A 15,945-nucleotide genomic window follows, 5' to 3' on the forward strand; every position below is an offset into this window, starting at 1 on the left:
AGATTAAAACGCCAATGTACAGGCTTTTAGCCGTCGGTTGAACGCGTGACGCTCTCCCATTCGGCAAAGCTGCTCTCAAGGCGGCGCAGCTTATCGCGCACCAGCTGCAGCGCGTCGCTGCCCAGCAGCAGATGCGCCGGCGGCGCGGGATGGTCCAGCAGCCCGAGGATCGCCTGCGCCGCTTTATGGGGATCGCCGTTCTGTCGGCCGCTTTTGGCGAGGCGCGCTTCACGCACCGGATCGAAGATCGCGTCATAATCACTGATGGCGCGCGGGCTGCGCACCATGGAGCGGCCTGCCCAGTCGGTGCGAAACGAGCCCGGCGCGACGGCGGTCACGGCGATATTAAAAGCGGCCAGCTCCTGACTCAGGGTTTCCGAAAAGGCTTCCAGCGCGAATTTGCTGGCGCAATAGTCGCTGATGCCGGGCAGCGTAATCAGGCCTCCCATCGAGGTGATAGTGATAATCTGCCCGCGTCGCCGCGCGCGGAAACGCGGCACCAGCGCCTTCATCATCGCGACCGCTCCCCAGACGTTGACGTCAAACTGGTGCCGCATCTCCGCCAGCGTCGCCTCTTCGAAAATACCCTCATGGCCGTAGCCCGCATTGTTGATGAGCGCGTCGAGCGGGCCGTGCGCCTCTTCAAACGCCGCCACCAGCGGGGCGATGCGCTCTACGTCGGTGAGATCGAGTATCGCGCCGTGGGCGCGCGTCGGCTCCAGCGCCGTAAAGGCGTCCAGCGCCTGCTGGCTGCGCACGGTGCCGAAAACGCGGTGGCCCGCTGCCAGCGCCGCCTGCGCCAGCGCCTGACCGAAGCCGCTGCTGACGCCGGTGATCATGATCTGTTTCATCTGCTTTCCTCTCTGTGGGTGAGGCTTAAGCCTGCGCCCGTCGCCCGCAAAAGAGGATGCCCGTTCCTCTGCCATCCTTGCCTGAAACGCTGATTTTCATTCTCAACAGCGGCCAAACCGCGCCGTAGCGTGCATAATCCTCTTATGAACGCCGACTCCCTCCGCCTGATCGCCGCGCTTGCGCCGCAGGAAGGCTACAACCTGATGCCGCTGCCCGACGTGCGGCTGCTGCGATCCAACCGTCCGCTGAGCCGCACGCCGGTGCTCTACGATCCCGGCATCGTGATCGTGCTGCAGGGCCGCAAGCGCGGCTATTTCGGCGATCGCGTCTATTGCTACGACGCGCAGCACTATCTGGCGGTCTCGGTGCCGGTGCCTTTTATCATGGAGACCGACGCCAGCGCCGAGGCGCCGCTGCTGGCGGTCTATATGCATCTCGATCTGCCGGTAGCGGCGGAGCTGCTGCTGCAGATGGAGCAGGCGGGCGCGACGGTCACGCATCAGCCGGCCGGGATGGTTTCTACGCCGCTCGACGAGGCGATGCAGCGTTCGGTGACGCGGCTGCTGTATGCGCTGAGCGATCCGCTGCAGGCCGCGCTGCTTGGCCCGGCGCTGGTACGGGAAATTTACTTCCACGTGCTGAACGGCGAGCAGGGCGGCGAACTGCGCGCCGCGCTGACGCAGCAGGGCGCCTTCGGCAAAATCGCCCATGCGCTGCGCCATATTCATCAGCACTATGCTCAGACGCTGGATATCGCCCAGCTCGCCCGCCGCGCCGGCATGAGCCATGCGACCTTTCACGCCCACTTTCGCGCCGTCACCCAGACGTCGCCGATGCAGTATGTGAAGTCGATCCGCCTGCATCAGGCGCGGCTGCTGATGGTGCGCCAGCAGATGACCGCCGCCGCGGCCAGCCTGGCGGTGGGGTATGAAAGTCCTTCGCAGTTCAGCCGCGAATTCCGCCGGCTGTTCGGCCTGTCGCCGGGCGAAGAGGCCAGGCGGCTGCGTGATGGCTTCGCGCTGCCGCCCGCCCAGCCGAACGCGCTCTTCGTCGCTTCACATTAGGTGCCGTCGCCCTTTCGCTGTGCGGCAAAACCTGCTTGACTAGCTTTTCGCCCGTTTTGGTCTGGAGTTCTGCATGTCTCTGCTTCACCTTGCTTCGCTGGCGGATGTTGACGCCGCTGAATGGGACGCGCTGCTGCCCGACGATCAGCCTTTTTTACGCCACGCCTTTCTGCTGGCACTGGAAGAGAGCGGCAGCGTACGCGCCGAAAGCGGCTGGCAGCCGGATCATCTGCTGTGGCGGGAAGCGGGCGCGCTGCGCGCGGCGCTGCCCGGCTACCGCAAGCGCAACTCATGGGGCGAATATGTCTTCGATCACGCCTGGGCGGACGCCTGCCAGCGCGCGGGCATTCGCTACTATCCAAAATGGCTGGGCGCCATCCCCTTTAGCCCGGTGACCGGCGCGCGCCTGCTGGGGGACGCACAGGCTGCCGCGCAGCTGCTCGCCGCGCTGCCGGAGACGCTGCATCAACAGGGGCTGAGCAGCGCCCATATCAACTTTACCGACGCGCCCGGCGACGCGCTGCTGCGTCAGCAGCCGGAGTGGCTGATGCGGCTCGGCTGCCAGTATCACTGGCATAATCGCGGCTACCGCGATTTTCAGGACTTTCTCGACACGCTGATGTCGCGCAAGCGCAAACAGCTGCGCAAAGAGCGCGAGCTGGTGGCGCAGAGCGGTTTTGAATTTAACTGGTATCGCGGCGACGAGCTGCGCCAGGATCAGTGGGATTTCGTCTATACCTGCTACGCCAACACCTATGCGGTGCGCGGCCAGCGGCCTTACCTGACGCGCGACTTTTTCAGCCTGCTGGCGGCGCGCATGCCGCACAGCATTCGCGTGGCGATCGCGCATCTGCAGCAGCAGCCGGCGGCGATGGCGTTCTGCCTGGTGGATGGCGAGACGCTATACGGGCGTTACTGGGGCTGCCTGGCGGAGTTCGATCGCCTGCATTTCGAAACCTGCTTCTATCAGGGCATGGACTACGCCATCGCCACGGGTCTCAAGCGTTTCGACGCCGGCGCGCAGGGCGAACACAAGCTGGTGCGCGGCTTTGAGCCGCAGCTCACCACCTCCTGGCACTATCTGACGCATCCCGGCCTGCGCGATGCGGTGGCGGATTTTCTGCAGGAAGAGCGAGAAGGCGTGCGCGCCTGGGCTGATGAGGCGCGCGACGCCTTGCCGTATCGACGCGGCGATTAGTGGTCGCCGACGAATCCGCTGGTCTGATGGCGCCACAGTCGGGCATAGAGGCCGTTGTGCGCCAGCAGCTCGCTGTGGTTGCCCATCTCGACGATATGTCCCTTATCCAGCACGATCAGGCGATCCATTTTGGCGATGGTCGACAAACGGTGCGCAATGGCGATAACCGTTTTGCCCTCCATCAGCGTGCCCAGGCTCTCCTGAATCGCCGCTTCCACCTCGGAGTCGAGCGCCGAGGTCGCCTCATCCATGATAAGAATCGGCGCATCCTTCAGCAGCACGCGGGCGATGGCGATGCGCTGGCGCTGACCGCCGGAGAGCTTCACGCCGCGTTCGCCGACGTGGGCGTCCAGTCCGGTCCGCCCTTCGGCGTCGGAAAGGCGCGGAATAAACTCGTCGGCGCGCGCGCGATGAATCGCCGCCTGCAGCTCCTCTTCGGTGGCGTCGGGACGACCGTAGAGCAGGTTCTCGCGAATTGAGCGGTGCAGCAGCGAGGTATCCTGCGTAATCATGCCGATCTGGCCACGCAGGCTCGCCTGCGTCACCTCGGCGATATTTTGATCGTCAATGGTGATGCGGCCGCCGTTCAGGTCATAGAGACGCAGCAGCAGATTCACCAGCGTCGACTTACCCGCGCCGGAAGGGCCGATCAGGGCGATTTTCTCACCGGGTTTGATATTGAGGTTAAGACGGTTAATCACCTGATGACCGCCGCCATAGTCAAAGCGGATATCCTCATAGCGGATCTGACCGCGCGTCACCTTCAGCGCTTTCGCCTGCGGCGCATCCTGCACGCTGAGCGGCTGAGCGATGGTGTTGATGCCGTCCTGCACGGTACCGATATTCTCGAAAATGCCGTTCACCACCCACATGATCCAGCCGGACATATTGACCAGGCGCACCACCAGACCGGTCGCCAGCGCGATGGCGCCGACGCTGATCAGCGACTGGCTCCACAGCCAGAGCGCCAGGCCAGAGGTCGAGACGATCAGCAGGCCGTTAAGCGAGGAGAGCGTCACGTCCATGCTGGTGACCATGCGGCTCAACCGCTGGTTCTTTTCGGTCTGCTCCTGCAGCGCTTCGCGCGCGTAGCGCTTTTCCAGATCGTGATGCGCAAACAGCTTGATCGTCGAGATATTGGTGTAACCGTCGACGATGGTGCCCATCAGCTTCGATCGCGCCTGCGACGCCACCACGGAGCGCGCCTTGACGCGCGGCACGAAGAAGCGCAGCGAGGCGATATAGGCGACGATCCAGATCACCAGCGGGATCATCAGCCGCCAGTCAGCTTCCGCAAACAGCACCAGCGACGTGATCGCGTAGATCAGCACGTGCCAGATGGCGTCGACCAGCTGCACCGCGGAGTCGCGCAGCGCGTTGCCGGTCTGGGTGATGCGCTGGGCGATGCGTCCGGCGAAGTCGCTGTGAAAGAAGTTCAGGCTCTGGCGCAGCACATAGTTATGCTGCTGCCACTGGATCATGCTGGTCATGCCGGGATTAATGCTCTGGTGCACCAGCATGTCGTGTAGCGCGATAAAGACCGGGCGCAGGATCAGCGCGACAAACGCCATCCACAGCAGAACAGGCCAGTGCTCGGCGAACAGCGTGGCGGGCGTCGCGCCGTTGACCAAGTCGATAATACGGCTGAGGTAGCTGAACAGCGCCACCTCGATCAGCGCCGATCCCAGACCCACCACCAGCAGCGCCGCGAAGCTTGGCCATACCTGACGCAGGTAGTAAAAATAGAAGGCGCCGATGCGGCCTGGCGGCGAATCGGATGGAGCATCCTGGAAAATATTGATAAAACGTTCGAAACGGCGATACAACATAACGTCTCTCTTTACGTCTGGGGAGAGTAAACAGCTTAGTGCAACTTAAAAGGGATTACCGATATGGAATTAGCCATTCGCGGTCGTGAACCCAGCGATGCCGCTGGGTTTCAGCGTCTTTACAGCCAGCCTGCGGTCTATCGCTGGACCACGCAGCTGCCGTTTCCCAGCGTGGCGACATGGCAGAAAAAATTCGAACGAATGGATAGTGAAGGCTACATCGGTTTTGTCGCGGAGCTGGACGGACAGATGGTCGGCGAACTGACGCTGTTCATTGAAAACCGGCCGCGCACCCGACATGGTCTGAGCTTCGGCATCGGCGTCGATCCCGCTTTCAGCGGACGCGGCATCGGCGAACGTTTAATTCGCACTGGCCTGGATTACGCCTTTAACTGGCTGGGCGCGACGCGCGTAGAGCTGGAAGTTTTTCACGACAACGCGCGCGCGCGGCGACTCTATGAGCGTCTCGGCTTCGAGCAGGAGGGCGTGCGCCGCAAGGCCTGCCTGCGCGACGGCGACTATCACGACATTATTTTGATGGCGATGCTGCGCGAAAGTTATTCACAGTAGCGGCGCGATGCTGGCGACGGGGAAGAAGAATTTCAGTTTCCCGTCCTCTGTTTTGAGCGGAATGAAGCGCATCGCCTCCCGATAAAAACCGGCGGCCTGATCATCTTTGGCTTCTACCATAACGGCGTAAATGCCGACGGCATCCGCCGCAGAGTAAGCAACGCGTAGCGCATCCAGCACCAGCTGGGTGCCAAATCCTTTTCCAGCGATGCGTTGATCGACGGCCAGGCGGGCAATAATAATGCAGGCCGCTGCGTTTCATAGCGCAGCGCGCCATGATTTCCTGGAGCTGGCGCACATTCCCCATGCGCCAGCCGACGTTTTTGCCGCTTATGTGCGGCGCCGCAAGCTGCGTTGTGAAGGCTGCCAAAATCAGTGCCAGATAGCGCGCATGATTTCACCACTCGCCCAATGACCAACCCTTCGCCTGCTACCTATATTTCCTCCACAGGGCGTTCAACGCGGTATTCCTGATCATTTTTTTCCGGGGCGGTACGCCTCCTTTTTAAGGAATTCACCTGATGACAACAGCGCACTCTGCCGCGCGGCCCACCCGCGTGCGTATCTGGATCCTCTGCCTGATCCTGTTTCTTTCGGTGGTGGCCTACGCCGATCGCTCGATCCTGTCGATCTCCGGATCGGCGATAAAAGATGAGTTTGGACTGTCGGCGATCCAGCTCGGCCTGATCCTCTCCGCATTTAGCTGGGCCTATGTGATCGGCCAGATCCCCGGCGGCCTGCTGCTTGACCGCTTCGGGGCGAAAAAAGTTTACGGCATCACGCTGGCGCTCTGGTCGCTTTCCACTATTGCGATGGGCTTCGTTGGCGAGATGGCGGGCGGTATGACCGCCGCGCTGGCGCTGATGTTTACGCTGCGTTTTGCGCTGGGGCTGATAGAAGCGCCCGCCTTCCCGGCGAACGCGCGCGTGGTGATTATGTGGTTTCCCGGCGCAGAACGCGGCCGCGCCTCCGCGCTGTTTAGCACGGCGCAGTACTTCGCCGTGGCTATTTTCTCGCCGCTTTCCGGCTGGCTGGTGTCGCGCTTCGGCTGGGAGTGGCCCTTCTTCGTGCTGGGCGGTATCGGCGTGCTGGCGGTATTTGTCTGGGCGGCCTATATGCGCGAGCCGCGCAAGCATCCCGGCGTCTCCGAAAGCGAACTGAACTATATCGTCGAGGGCGGGGCGCTAGTGGATATCGATGCGCCCCATACCCTGAAGGCGCGGCCTGCGCTGAACAAGAAGATGTTCAAAACCCTGCTCTCCAGCCGCATGCTCTGGTGCGCCTATCTCGGTCAGTACTGCACCATCGCGCTCAGCTACTTTTTCATTACCTGGTTTCCTATCTATCTGGTGCAGGCGCGCGGCATGAATATTATGGACGCCGGTTTCGCCACTATCGCGCCCGCGCTGTTCGGCTTTCTCGGCGGCATCAGCGGCGGCTATATCTCCGACATGCTGATTAAACGCGGCTGGAGCCTCTCCTGGGCGCGCAAAACGCCGTTTATCATCGGCATGCTGATGGCGGCGTCGCTGGTAATGGCGGCGGTGATCCCGAGCAACCTCGGCATTATCGCCATTATGTCTTTCGCCTTCTTCGGCAAGGGCGTAGCAGCGGGCGCAGGAACCTGGACGGTCATTAGCGACACCGCGCCGAAAGAGGCGGTCGGCCTTGCAGGCGGCATCTTCAACGGCGTCAGCAATATCGCCGGCTTCGTCACGCCGCTGCTGTTCGGCGTGATTGTCGGGCTGACCGGCAGCTACAGCATCGGGCTGGGATTTGTCGGCGCGCACTGCGTGGTCGCCGCGCTGCTGTTCCTGTTCGTGATGGGACCGATCGTGCGCGTCGGCGAAACGCAGACGCCGGAAGCGGCGCGCGAGGCGCAAAAAGCGGCGCACGGCATCAAGGCGATATAAGGTTTCCGCCAGGTCGGCGCGCTGCGCCGACCACCGACCACTTCATTCTCACTGAAGAAAATTTGCTCACTTGCCGATACCTCTCTACCAGGAGCGATCCTTAGGAGAGATATCGTGATTAAACAAATCACCGTCGACGAGCTGCGGCCAGGGATGTTTATCCATAAGCTCGAGGTCTGGTGGATTAAAGATAAACGCATTCGCAATCAGATGCTGGTAACCGATCCGCGGCAGATCGCGATGCTGCGCAACGAAGGGATCCAGCGGCTCTGGATCGATCTGAATCGATCGGTGCAGGCGCCTGCCGCGCCGTCGGCGGATAAAAAACCTGTCGAACGCACGCCCTTTTTTCAGGAGCTGGACCAGGCGCAGCAGATTTTCCAGCAGGGCAAAACGCAGGTAATGGCGATGTTCAATGAGGCGCGCCTCGGCCATCGTCTGAACCTGGCGGGCATGCTGGATCTGGTGGACGAGATCGCCGGCTCTATCCGGCGCGAACCGACCGCGCTGCTGAGCGTGGCGCGCCTCAAAAACCATGACGATTACACCTGGCTGCACTCTATGGCGGTTTGCGGGCTGATGATTACGCTGGCGCAGCAGCTCGGGCTGGATGACAAACAGGTGCGGCGCGTCGGCATGGGCGGGCTGCTGCATGACGTCGGCAAGGCGGCGGTGCCGCTGGAGATCCTCAACAAGCCTGGCAAGCTCAGCGACGAAGAGTTCGAGGTGATGCGCCAGCATCCGGTGGTGGGCGCGCAGATGCTGATGGAGGCGGACGCTGACGCCGATCTGCTGGATATCGCCCTGCATCATCATGAAAAGGTTGACGGCAGCGGCTATCCGCACCGGCTGAAAGGTGACGAGATTTCGCTCTACTCGCGCATGGCGGCGGTGTGCGACGTTTATGACGCGCTCACGTCGACGCGCGTCTACCGCAAGGGCTGGACGCCCGCCGAAGCGATGCACAATATGCTGAACTGGCGCGGCCACTTCGACCAGCAGCTCCTGCACCTCTTCGTGCGCGCCATCGGCATCTACCCGGTGGGGTCGCTGGTACGGCTGGCATCGGGACGCGTCGCGCTGGTGGTAAAGGCGGGCGAGCAATCGCTGCTGAAACCGGTGGTGCACGCCTTCTGGTCGCTGCATGCGCAGCGCGAAGTCAGGCCCGAACGCGTCGATCTCGGCGACAGCTTCTGCACCGACAGCATTATCGGCGCAGAAGAGAGCCCGCTATGGAAAGATGCCGATCTCAATCGCGTCTGGGCGCTGGCGAGTTAAAAATCGACGCTGGCGCGCAGCGCGATCTCGCGCGGCTCGCCCACCGCGACGCGCAGATTGTTGCCGCTGGACGGGTAATAGGTTTTGTCGAACAGGTTGTTGACGTTGACCTGCCACTTCACGCGGTAGCCGTTAAGCGGCGTTTGCCAGGCGACAAAAGCGTCCGCCACCGTGTAATCATCCAGATAAAAGCTGTTGGCCGCATCGCCGGGACGGCGACCGACGTAGCGCGCGCCGACGCCGGCGCGCAAATCGTCTGCCGCCAGCAGGCCGGTGGCGCCGAAGTCGTTGGTCAGGAACAGCGCGGCGGTATGGCGCGCGGTATTGCTCATGGCGTTGCCGTTATTCGCCGGATCGGCGGTGACGCGCGCATCGGTCCAGGCGTAGCTGCCCACCAGGCTGAGCGAGTCGGTCAGCTTGCCCGCCAGATCCAGCTCGACCCCCTGCGAACGCACCTTCCCGGCGGTGCGCGTTACGCTCTCGCCATCCACCAGCTCATCCACCATCACGTTACGCTTCTGAATATCAAACAGCGCCAGCGTGCCGGTCACCCCGTTGGGCAGATCGATCTTGCCGCCGACTTCCCAGGCTTTGCCCAGCTCCGGCGGCAGCGCGCCGATCTCGGTGGCGATAGAGGAGTTAGGCTTAAAAGATTCGGTATAGCTCGCGTAGAGGCTCGACCAGCTGTTGAGGCTGTAAACCACGCCGGCGCGCGGCACCAGCCGGCTGTCAGAACTGCGGGTGCGGGCGATGAACGGACGGCCTTTGCCCGCCATGACGTCGAAGCTATCGTAGCGCAGGCCGCCCAGCAGCAGCCAGTTCGGCGTCAGGCGGATGGCATCCTGCAAAAAGAGGCCGCGGCTGTCGATATTCTCGCGCTGATCGCTATCGGCGGCGCTCACCGTCGAGCTGGACGACATCTCGTCATACACCGGATGCCAGATATTGAAGCGGCTATTTTTCTTGCCGCGCAGCATATCGCCGCGGAAGGTGCGGTCAGCTTCGTAATCGAATCCCGCCAGCAGCTGATGATTGACGCGGCCCCAGTCGACGTCGCCGTTGAGCGTCAGCTGCACCATCTGCGAGCGGCTCTGCGCGTCGCCGGTGGCGTCGGCCTGACGCGTCAGCACGCCGGTATCGGCGTTGAACGCGGTGGCGCGCGCCTGATGGTCGCTGTAGGTATTGCGCGTAAAGCTGTAGTTGAGATGCGCCGTCCAGCTGTCGTTGAGGATGCGATCGGCAGCCAGCGTCAGGGTATCCTGATCGCCGCGCGTGGCGTTGAAACGCTCGTCGAAGCGCTCTTCGCGCGGCGTGTTCACCGGCTTGCCGGTTTTGGGATTGATTACCGTGCCGCGATCGAACGGCACCAGGTACTCCATATGTTCCCAGGCGACGCGCAGGGTGGTGCTCTCGCCAAACCACATCAGCGACGGCGCAACCACCGTCTGGCGCGTGCGGCCGAAATTACGCCAGTAATCGGTCTCATCGTGATCGACGATTAGCCGTCCGGCAAAGCCGCTGGTGCCGAGCGGGCCGGTGACGTCGAGCTGCCCGCCGCCGCCGCCGAAGCTGCTGTAGCGGCCCTCCAGATGCGTCTGCGGCGTCAGCAGCGGCTTCTTGCTGATGATATTGACCAGGCCGCCCGGCTCGTTCATGCCGTAGAGCATGGAAGAGGGGCCTTTCAGCACCTCGACGCGTTCGCTGGTGGGGGTAAAGTTGCGCGCCTGAATCGAGCGCACGCCGTCGCGCAGAATAGAGCCGTCGCGGTTATCGCCGAAGCCGCGCTTGATCAGCGCATCCTGCGTGCCGCCCAGCGTATTGGCCTGGGTAATGCCGCTGACGAATTTTACCGCGTTGTCGAGATCCTGCGCGGCGCTGTCCTGCAGCACCTGCTGCTGCACCACGGTGACGTTCTGCGGCGTGTCGATAATCTTTGCCGGCGCGCGCGTGGCGGTCACGCTGCTGTGCGGCTGGTAGCCATCTTCCTGCGACGCTGCGTCCTGCGTGACCAGCAGCGTGGTTTCCTGCGCGTGCAGGCTGCCAGAGAGCAGCGCGCCGCCCAGCAGGAGAGAAGAGAGGGGTTTCATTGCGGTAACTGGCTCCAGAAGGTTCCTGATAAATTCAGCGGCAGAAAGCGCTGATAAAGTTGTTCAAGCGTGCGGTGCGGATCGAGGTCGGCAAACAGCTGCGGATAGAGCGCTTTTGCGAAGAGCTCTACCGCCACCACGTGCCACGGGCTGAGATAAAAGTTGTGCCACAGGCCGTACGCGCGGTGGTTTTTCACCGCTTCAAGCTGGCTGAGAACCGGCTGCGCGGCGAGCAGCCTTTGCAGGCTGGCGGTCGCCCGATCGGCGTCGATTTCCGGGCCGAGCTGCAGCGTGTTGTCGTTGTCCGCGTCCGCCATGCCGGTCGCGATATAGACCTGCGGCGGCTGCGCCAGCGCCTGTTCGGGATTGATCTCGCCGAACACCCCTTTTACCGCGCCGGCGGCGATATTGTCGCCGCCGGCAAAGGCGAGCAGCTGGCCGAGATTGCCGTTGACCGCCGTGGTGCAGCAGGTGTCGCGGCGGCCCAGATGCAGATGCAGCATCACGCGGGTTTTCGCGCCCTGATAGCTCGCCAGCCGGGCGCGCACCTTATCCATGTGCTGCTGATAGAAATCGATAAACGCCTGCGCGCGCTGCGGCTGGTCGAACACCTCGCCCAGAATTTTCAGGCTCGGCACCGTGTTGTTGAGCAGATCAACGCGCAGGTCGACATAAATCACCGGAATATTGACCTGCTGCATCAGCTGGCGGAAATGCGCCTCTTCCGCGCCGCTTTTCGCCAGGCGCGGCAGGATAATCAGATCGGGTTTCAGCCTGATCACCTGTTCAGGGTTAAGGTCGCGCAGCGCGCCAGTGCCGAGCTGCGGCACTGCCTCGATCGCCGGGAACGCGGTGGTGAACTGGCGCCAGCTTTGCGGATCGTACTTCGCCATATCCGCCGGCCAGCCTGCGATACGCGCCGCCGGATTGCCGGGCACGATCAGCGCCAGGGTATAAAGCATGCGGCTTTCGCCCAGAATGATGCGCTGGGGACGATCGGGCAGGGTCACGCGCTGGCCGGTGATGTCGACGATCGATTTGGCGACGGCGCCGGCGCTGCATAGCAGCAGCATCAGAGAAAAAAGAAAACGCATCACAATTATTTCGCAAGGAAATCGAAATGATAATGAATATCAATCGTCTTCACAATGGCGTCGGGGCCGTTGCATTGCGCCGCTGGGTTTTATAACTAAAAAAAGGCGGCAGCGCGCCGTCATCTGCCTGTTTTTCAGCCATTTTTATAACTTTTTTACGCCCGCCCTCTGCAATTTAACCGCTTCTTTATACCGATGCGCGCAGGCTAACGCGAAACCCTGATCCCTCTGGAGGTCGCTGTGAGCGTGGGCGTAATAACCGGCATCGTGCTGGTGTTTTTGTTACTGGGCTACCTGATTTATGCCCTGCTGAATGCGGAGGCGTTTTGATGGCCGCCAATGCGTTTTTACTGATTGCCGTTTTTCTCGCGGCGTTAATGGCGCTGGCGCAGCCGCTGGGGCGCGGGCTGGCCGTGCTGATCGCCGATAAGCCGGTGCTGCCGGGCGTCGAGCGCCCGCTCTGGCGTCTGCTCGGCGCGGAGGCGCCGACCATGCGCTGGCCGCACTACCTGCTGGCGATCCTGCTGTTTAACCTGCTCGGCCTGCTGCTGCTGACGGCGATACTGCTGCTGCAGGATCGGCTGCCGCTCAATCCGCAGCAGCTGCCCGCGCTGAGCTGGCATCTGGCGCTCAATACCGCGGTCAGCTTCGTTACCAATACCAACTGGCAGTCCTACGGCGGGGAGAGCACCCTGAGCTACTTCAGCCAGATGGTCGGCCTGACGGTGCAGAACTTCGTGTCGGCAGCGACCGGCATCGCGGTGGCGTTCGCGCTCATCCGCGGTTTCGCCAGCCGCGCCACCGATACGCTCGGCAACGCGTGGCGCGATCTGACGCGCATCACGCTCTACGTACTGCTGCCGATCAGCCTGCTGATGGCGCTGCTGTTCGTCAGCCAGGGCAGCATTCAGAACTTCCTGCCGTACCACGCCGTCACCACGCTGGAAGGGGCGCAGCAGACGCTGGCGATGGGGCCGGTGGCGTCGCAGGAAGCGATCAAGATGCTGGGCACCAACGGCGGCGGCTTCTTTAACGTCAACTCGGCGCATCCGTTCGAGAACCCCAATGCGCTGACCAACTTTGTGCAGATGCTGGCGATATTTCTCATCCCGGCGGCGCTCTGCTTCGCTTTCGGCTATGCGGTGCGCGACCGTCGCCAGGGCCATATGCTGCTCTGGGCGATGTCGCTGATGTTCGTCGTAGCGGTAGTCGCGGTGATGTGGGCGGAAACGCGCGGCAACCCGCACCTGCTGGCGCTCGGCGCCGACAGCGCTCTCAACATGGAAGGCAAAGAGACGCGCTTCGGCATTCTTAACTCCAGCCTGTTCGCGGTGATCACCACCGCTGCGTCGTGCGGCGCGGTGAATGCGATGCACGACTCCTTCACCGCGCTGGGCGGCATGGTGCCGATGTGGCTAATGCAGCTGGGCGAGGTGGTGTTCGGCGGCGTCGGCGCGGGCCTGTACGGCATGCTGCTCTTCGTGGTGCTGGCGGTGTTTATCGCGGGCCTGATGATTGGTCGCACGCCGGAGTATCTGGGCAAAAAGGTCGACGTGCGCGAAATGAAGATGACCGCGCTGGCGATTCTGGTGACGCCGACGCTGGTGCTGCTCGGCACCGCGCTGGCGATGATGACCGACGCGGGCCGCGCTGGCATGGCGAATCCCGGCATTCACGGCTTCAGCGAAGTGCTCTACGCCGTCTCCTCCGCCGCCAATAACAACGGCAGCGCCTTCGCGGGGCTGAGCGCCAACACGCCGTTCTGGAACCTGCTGCTGGCGTTCTGCATGCTGGTCGGCCGCTTCGGCATCATCATTCCGGTGATGGCGCTGGCGGGCAGCATGGCGGTGAAAAAGGCGCAGCCGGTGGGCAACGGCACGCTGCCGACGCACGGTCCGCTGTTTATCGCGCTGCTGATCGGCGCGGTGCTGCTGGTGGGCGCGCTGACCTTTATTCCCGCTCTGGCGCTGGGTCCAGTCGCCGAGCATCTGCAACTTCTTCAGGGTACGCACTCATGAGTCGTCAACAACAGGCGCTGAACGGCGCACTGATGCGCGTCGCGCTGGTCGACGCGCTGAAAAAGCTGGATCCGCGCGTGCAGTTCCGCAATCCGGTGATGTTCGTGGTCTGGCTCGGCAGCCTGCTCACTACGCTGCTGGCGCTGGGCATGGCGGGCGGCTGGCTCGACGGCCGCGCCAGCTTTACCGGCGCCATCGCCCTCTGGCTCTGGTTCACCGTGCTGTTCGCCAACTTCGCCGAAGCGCTGGCGGAAGGGCGCAGCAAGGCGCAGGCGAGCAGCCTGAAAGGGGTCAAGAAAACCAGCTTTGCGAAAAAACTGACTGAGCCGCGCCATGGCGGCCAGTGGCAGCAGGTCTCTGCCGACAGCCTGCGCAAAGGGGATATCGTGCTGGCGGAGGCGGGCGATATTATTCCCTGCGACGGCGAAGTGCTGGAGGGCGGCGCCTCGGTGGACGAGAGCGCCATCACCGGCGAATCCGCGCCGGTGATCCGCGAATCAGGCGGCGACTTCGCCTCGGTAACCGGCGGCACGCGCATTCTTTCCGACTGGCTGGTGATCCAGTGCAGCGTCAATCCGGGCGAGACCTTTCTCGATCGCATGATCGCCATGGTGGAAGGGGCGAAGCGGCGGAAAACGCCCAACGAGATTGCGCTGACGATTCTGCTGGTGTCGCTGACCATCGTGTTTCTGCTGGCGACCGCCACCCTGTGGCCTTTCTCGGCGTGGGGCGGCGCGCCGGTCAGCGTCACGGTGCTGGCGGCGCTGCTGGTCTGTTTGATTCCGACCACCATCGGCGGCCTGCTCTCCGCCATCGGCGTGGCGGGCATGAGCCGCATGCTGGGCGCCAACGTGATCGCCACCAGCGGTCGCGCGGTCGAGGCGGCGGGCGACGTCGACGTGCTGATGCTGGACAAGACCGGCACTATTACGCTCGGCAACCGCCAGGCGACGCAGTTTCTGCCCGCGCCGGGCGTCAGCGAAGAGCAGCTGGCCGACGCGGCGCAGCTCGCCTCGCTGGCGGATGAGACGCCCGAGGGACGCAGCATCGTGGTGCTGGCGAAACAGCGCTTCAACCTGCGCGAGCGCGACCTTAACAGTCTGGGCGCGAGCTTTATTCCCTTCTCGGCGCAGACGCGCATGAGCGGCGTCAACGTGCAGGACCGGCTGATCCGCAAAGGCGCGGTGGACGCGGTGAAACGCCATATCGAAGCCAACAGCGGCCGCTTCCCGGCGGAGGTCAACGCGCTGGTGGAAGAGGTGGCGCGCGCCGGCGGCACGCCGCTGGTGGTGTCGGAAGGGGCGAAGGTGCTGGGCGTGGTGGCGCTAAAAGATATCGTGAAAGGCGGCATCAAAGAGCGTTTCGCCGAGCTGCGCAAGATGGGCATCAAAACCGTAATGATCACCGGCGACAACCCGCTGACCGCGGCGGCGATCGCGGCGGAGGCGGGCGTCGACGACTTCCTGTCGGAAGCGACGCCGGAAGCCAAGCTGGCGCTGATCCGCCAGTATCAGGCGGAAGGCCGGCTGGTGGCGATGACCGGCGACGGCACCAACGACGCCCCGGCGCTGGCGCAGGCTGACGTGGCGGTGGCGATGAACTCCGGCACCCAGGCGGCGAAAGAGGCGGGCAACATGGTGGATCTCGACTCCAACCCCACCAAGCTGCTGGAGGTGGTGCATATCGGCAAGCAGATGCTGATGACGCGCGGCTCGCTCACTACCTTCAGCATCGCCAACGACGTCGCTAAATATTTCGCCATTATCCCGGCGGCCTTCGCGGCGACCTATCCGCAGCTCAACCTGCTGAACGTCATGCATCTGCATTCGCCGTCGTCGGCGATTCTTTCGGCGGTGATTTTTAACGCGCTGGTGATCGTCTTCCTGATCCCGCTGGCGCTGAAGGGCGTGAGCTACCGGCCGCTGAGCGCCGCGGCGCTGCTGCGCCGCAACCTGCTGATCTACGGCCTGGGCGGCCTGCTGGTGCCCTTTATCGGCATTAAAGCCATCGACCTGCTGCTGGTGCTGCTGGGTCTGGTATAA

Annotated in this window: 13 protein-coding genes; 8 read left to right on the top strand and 5 right to left on the bottom strand. The window is 63.0% G+C overall.

All coding sequences use genetic code 11. The annotated features are described in order from the left end of the window. Window positions 1-26 precede the first annotated feature (26 nt). Window positions 27-851, bottom strand: a complete 825-nt coding sequence (locus PVE98_RS00670) for an oxidoreductase (protein WP_096072223.1) — start codon at window positions 849-851, stop codon at window positions 27-29. A gap of 144 nt (window positions 852-995) precedes the next feature. On the opposite strand from PVE98_RS00670, the gene PVE98_RS00675 reads away from it, so the two are divergent. Together PVE98_RS00675 and PVE98_RS00680 are read left to right on the top strand one after the other, a co-directional pair. Continuing rightward, on the top strand, window positions 996-1,916 hold the full coding sequence (locus PVE98_RS00675) for an AraC family transcriptional regulator (RefSeq protein WP_096072222.1): 921 nt from the start codon (window positions 996-998) through the stop codon (window positions 1,914-1,916). A 73-nt stretch (window positions 1,917-1,989) separates the two neighbouring features. Then, window positions 1,990-3,114 (top strand): GNAT family N-acetyltransferase, encoded by a 1,125-nt coding sequence (locus PVE98_RS00680; protein WP_096072221.1) that lies wholly within the window; start codon window positions 1,990-1,992, stop codon window positions 3,112-3,114. Here the strand turns inward: PVE98_RS00680 and PVE98_RS00685 are convergent. Continuing rightward, a complete protein-coding gene (locus PVE98_RS00685) occupies window positions 3,111-4,943 on the bottom strand; it encodes an ABC transporter ATP-binding protein (RefSeq protein WP_096072220.1) in 1,833 nt (610 codons plus the stop codon). The two genes, PVE98_RS00680 and PVE98_RS00685, sit on opposite strands and share 4 nt — an antisense overlap. A 63-nt stretch (window positions 4,944-5,006) precedes the next feature. Here PVE98_RS00685 and PVE98_RS00690 point away from each other — a divergent pair, with 63 nt between their 5' ends. After that, entirely contained in the window at window positions 5,007-5,513 is a 507-nt protein-coding gene (locus PVE98_RS00690; protein ID WP_033753384.1) for a GNAT family N-acetyltransferase, read from the top strand. On the opposite strand, the gene PVE98_RS00695 is transcribed toward PVE98_RS00690, so the two are convergent. Beyond that, window positions 5,505-5,756, bottom strand: coding sequence for a GNAT family N-acetyltransferase (locus PVE98_RS00695; protein WP_127908359.1), 252 nt, complete (start codon window positions 5,754-5,756; stop codon window positions 5,505-5,507). The genes PVE98_RS00690 and PVE98_RS00695 overlap by 9 nt on opposite strands. A gap of 278 nt (window positions 5,757-6,034) precedes the next feature. Between PVE98_RS00695 and PVE98_RS00700 the strand changes: the two genes are divergently transcribed. Beyond that, window positions 6,035-7,426 (top strand): MFS transporter, encoded by a 1,392-nt coding sequence (locus tag PVE98_RS00700; RefSeq protein ID WP_096072219.1) that lies wholly within the window; start codon window positions 6,035-6,037, stop codon window positions 7,424-7,426. A 114-nt stretch (window positions 7,427-7,540) separates the two neighbouring features. Next, on the top strand, window positions 7,541-8,704 hold the full coding sequence (locus tag PVE98_RS00705) for an HD-GYP domain-containing protein (protein ID WP_033753378.1): 1,164 nt from the start codon (window positions 7,541-7,543) through the stop codon (window positions 8,702-8,704). Here PVE98_RS00705 and PVE98_RS00710 read toward each other — a convergent pair. Further along, a complete protein-coding gene (locus PVE98_RS00710; RefSeq protein ID WP_096072218.1) occupies window positions 8,701-10,791 on the bottom strand; it encodes a TonB-dependent siderophore receptor in 2,091 nt (696 codons plus the stop codon). The genes PVE98_RS00705 and PVE98_RS00710 overlap by 4 nt on opposite strands. Beyond that, complete coding sequence (locus PVE98_RS00715) at window positions 10,788-11,885, bottom strand: ABC transporter substrate-binding protein (protein WP_096072217.1); 1,098 nt, start codon at window positions 11,883-11,885, stop codon at window positions 10,788-10,790. The genes PVE98_RS00710 and PVE98_RS00715 overlap by 4 nt, the downstream gene beginning before the upstream one ends. 240 nt (window positions 11,886-12,125) lie before the next feature. Between PVE98_RS00715 and kdpF the strand changes: the two genes are divergently transcribed. From kdpF to kdpB, 3 genes are read left to right on the top strand one after another with little or no spacing between them, the layout of a single operon-like run. After that, entirely contained in the window at window positions 12,126-12,215 is a 90-nt protein-coding gene (gene kdpF, locus PVE98_RS00720; RefSeq protein WP_033753373.1) for a K(+)-transporting ATPase subunit F, read from the top strand. Further along, entirely contained in the window at window positions 12,215-13,903 is a 1,689-nt protein-coding gene (gene kdpA / locus PVE98_RS00725; protein ID WP_033792714.1) for a potassium-transporting ATPase subunit KdpA, read from the top strand. Before kdpF ends, kdpA begins: the two co-directional genes overlap by 1 nt. After that, window positions 13,900-15,945 (top strand): potassium-transporting ATPase subunit KdpB, encoded by a 2,046-nt coding sequence (kdpB, locus tag PVE98_RS00730; protein WP_096072216.1) that lies wholly within the window; start codon window positions 13,900-13,902, stop codon window positions 15,943-15,945. Before kdpA ends, kdpB begins: the two co-directional genes overlap by 4 nt.

This window comes from Pantoea sp. GABEPS69 (assembly GCF_045780835.1).
GTDB classification, from domain to species: Bacteria; Pseudomonadota; Gammaproteobacteria; order Enterobacterales; family Enterobacteriaceae; genus Pantoea; species Pantoea septica.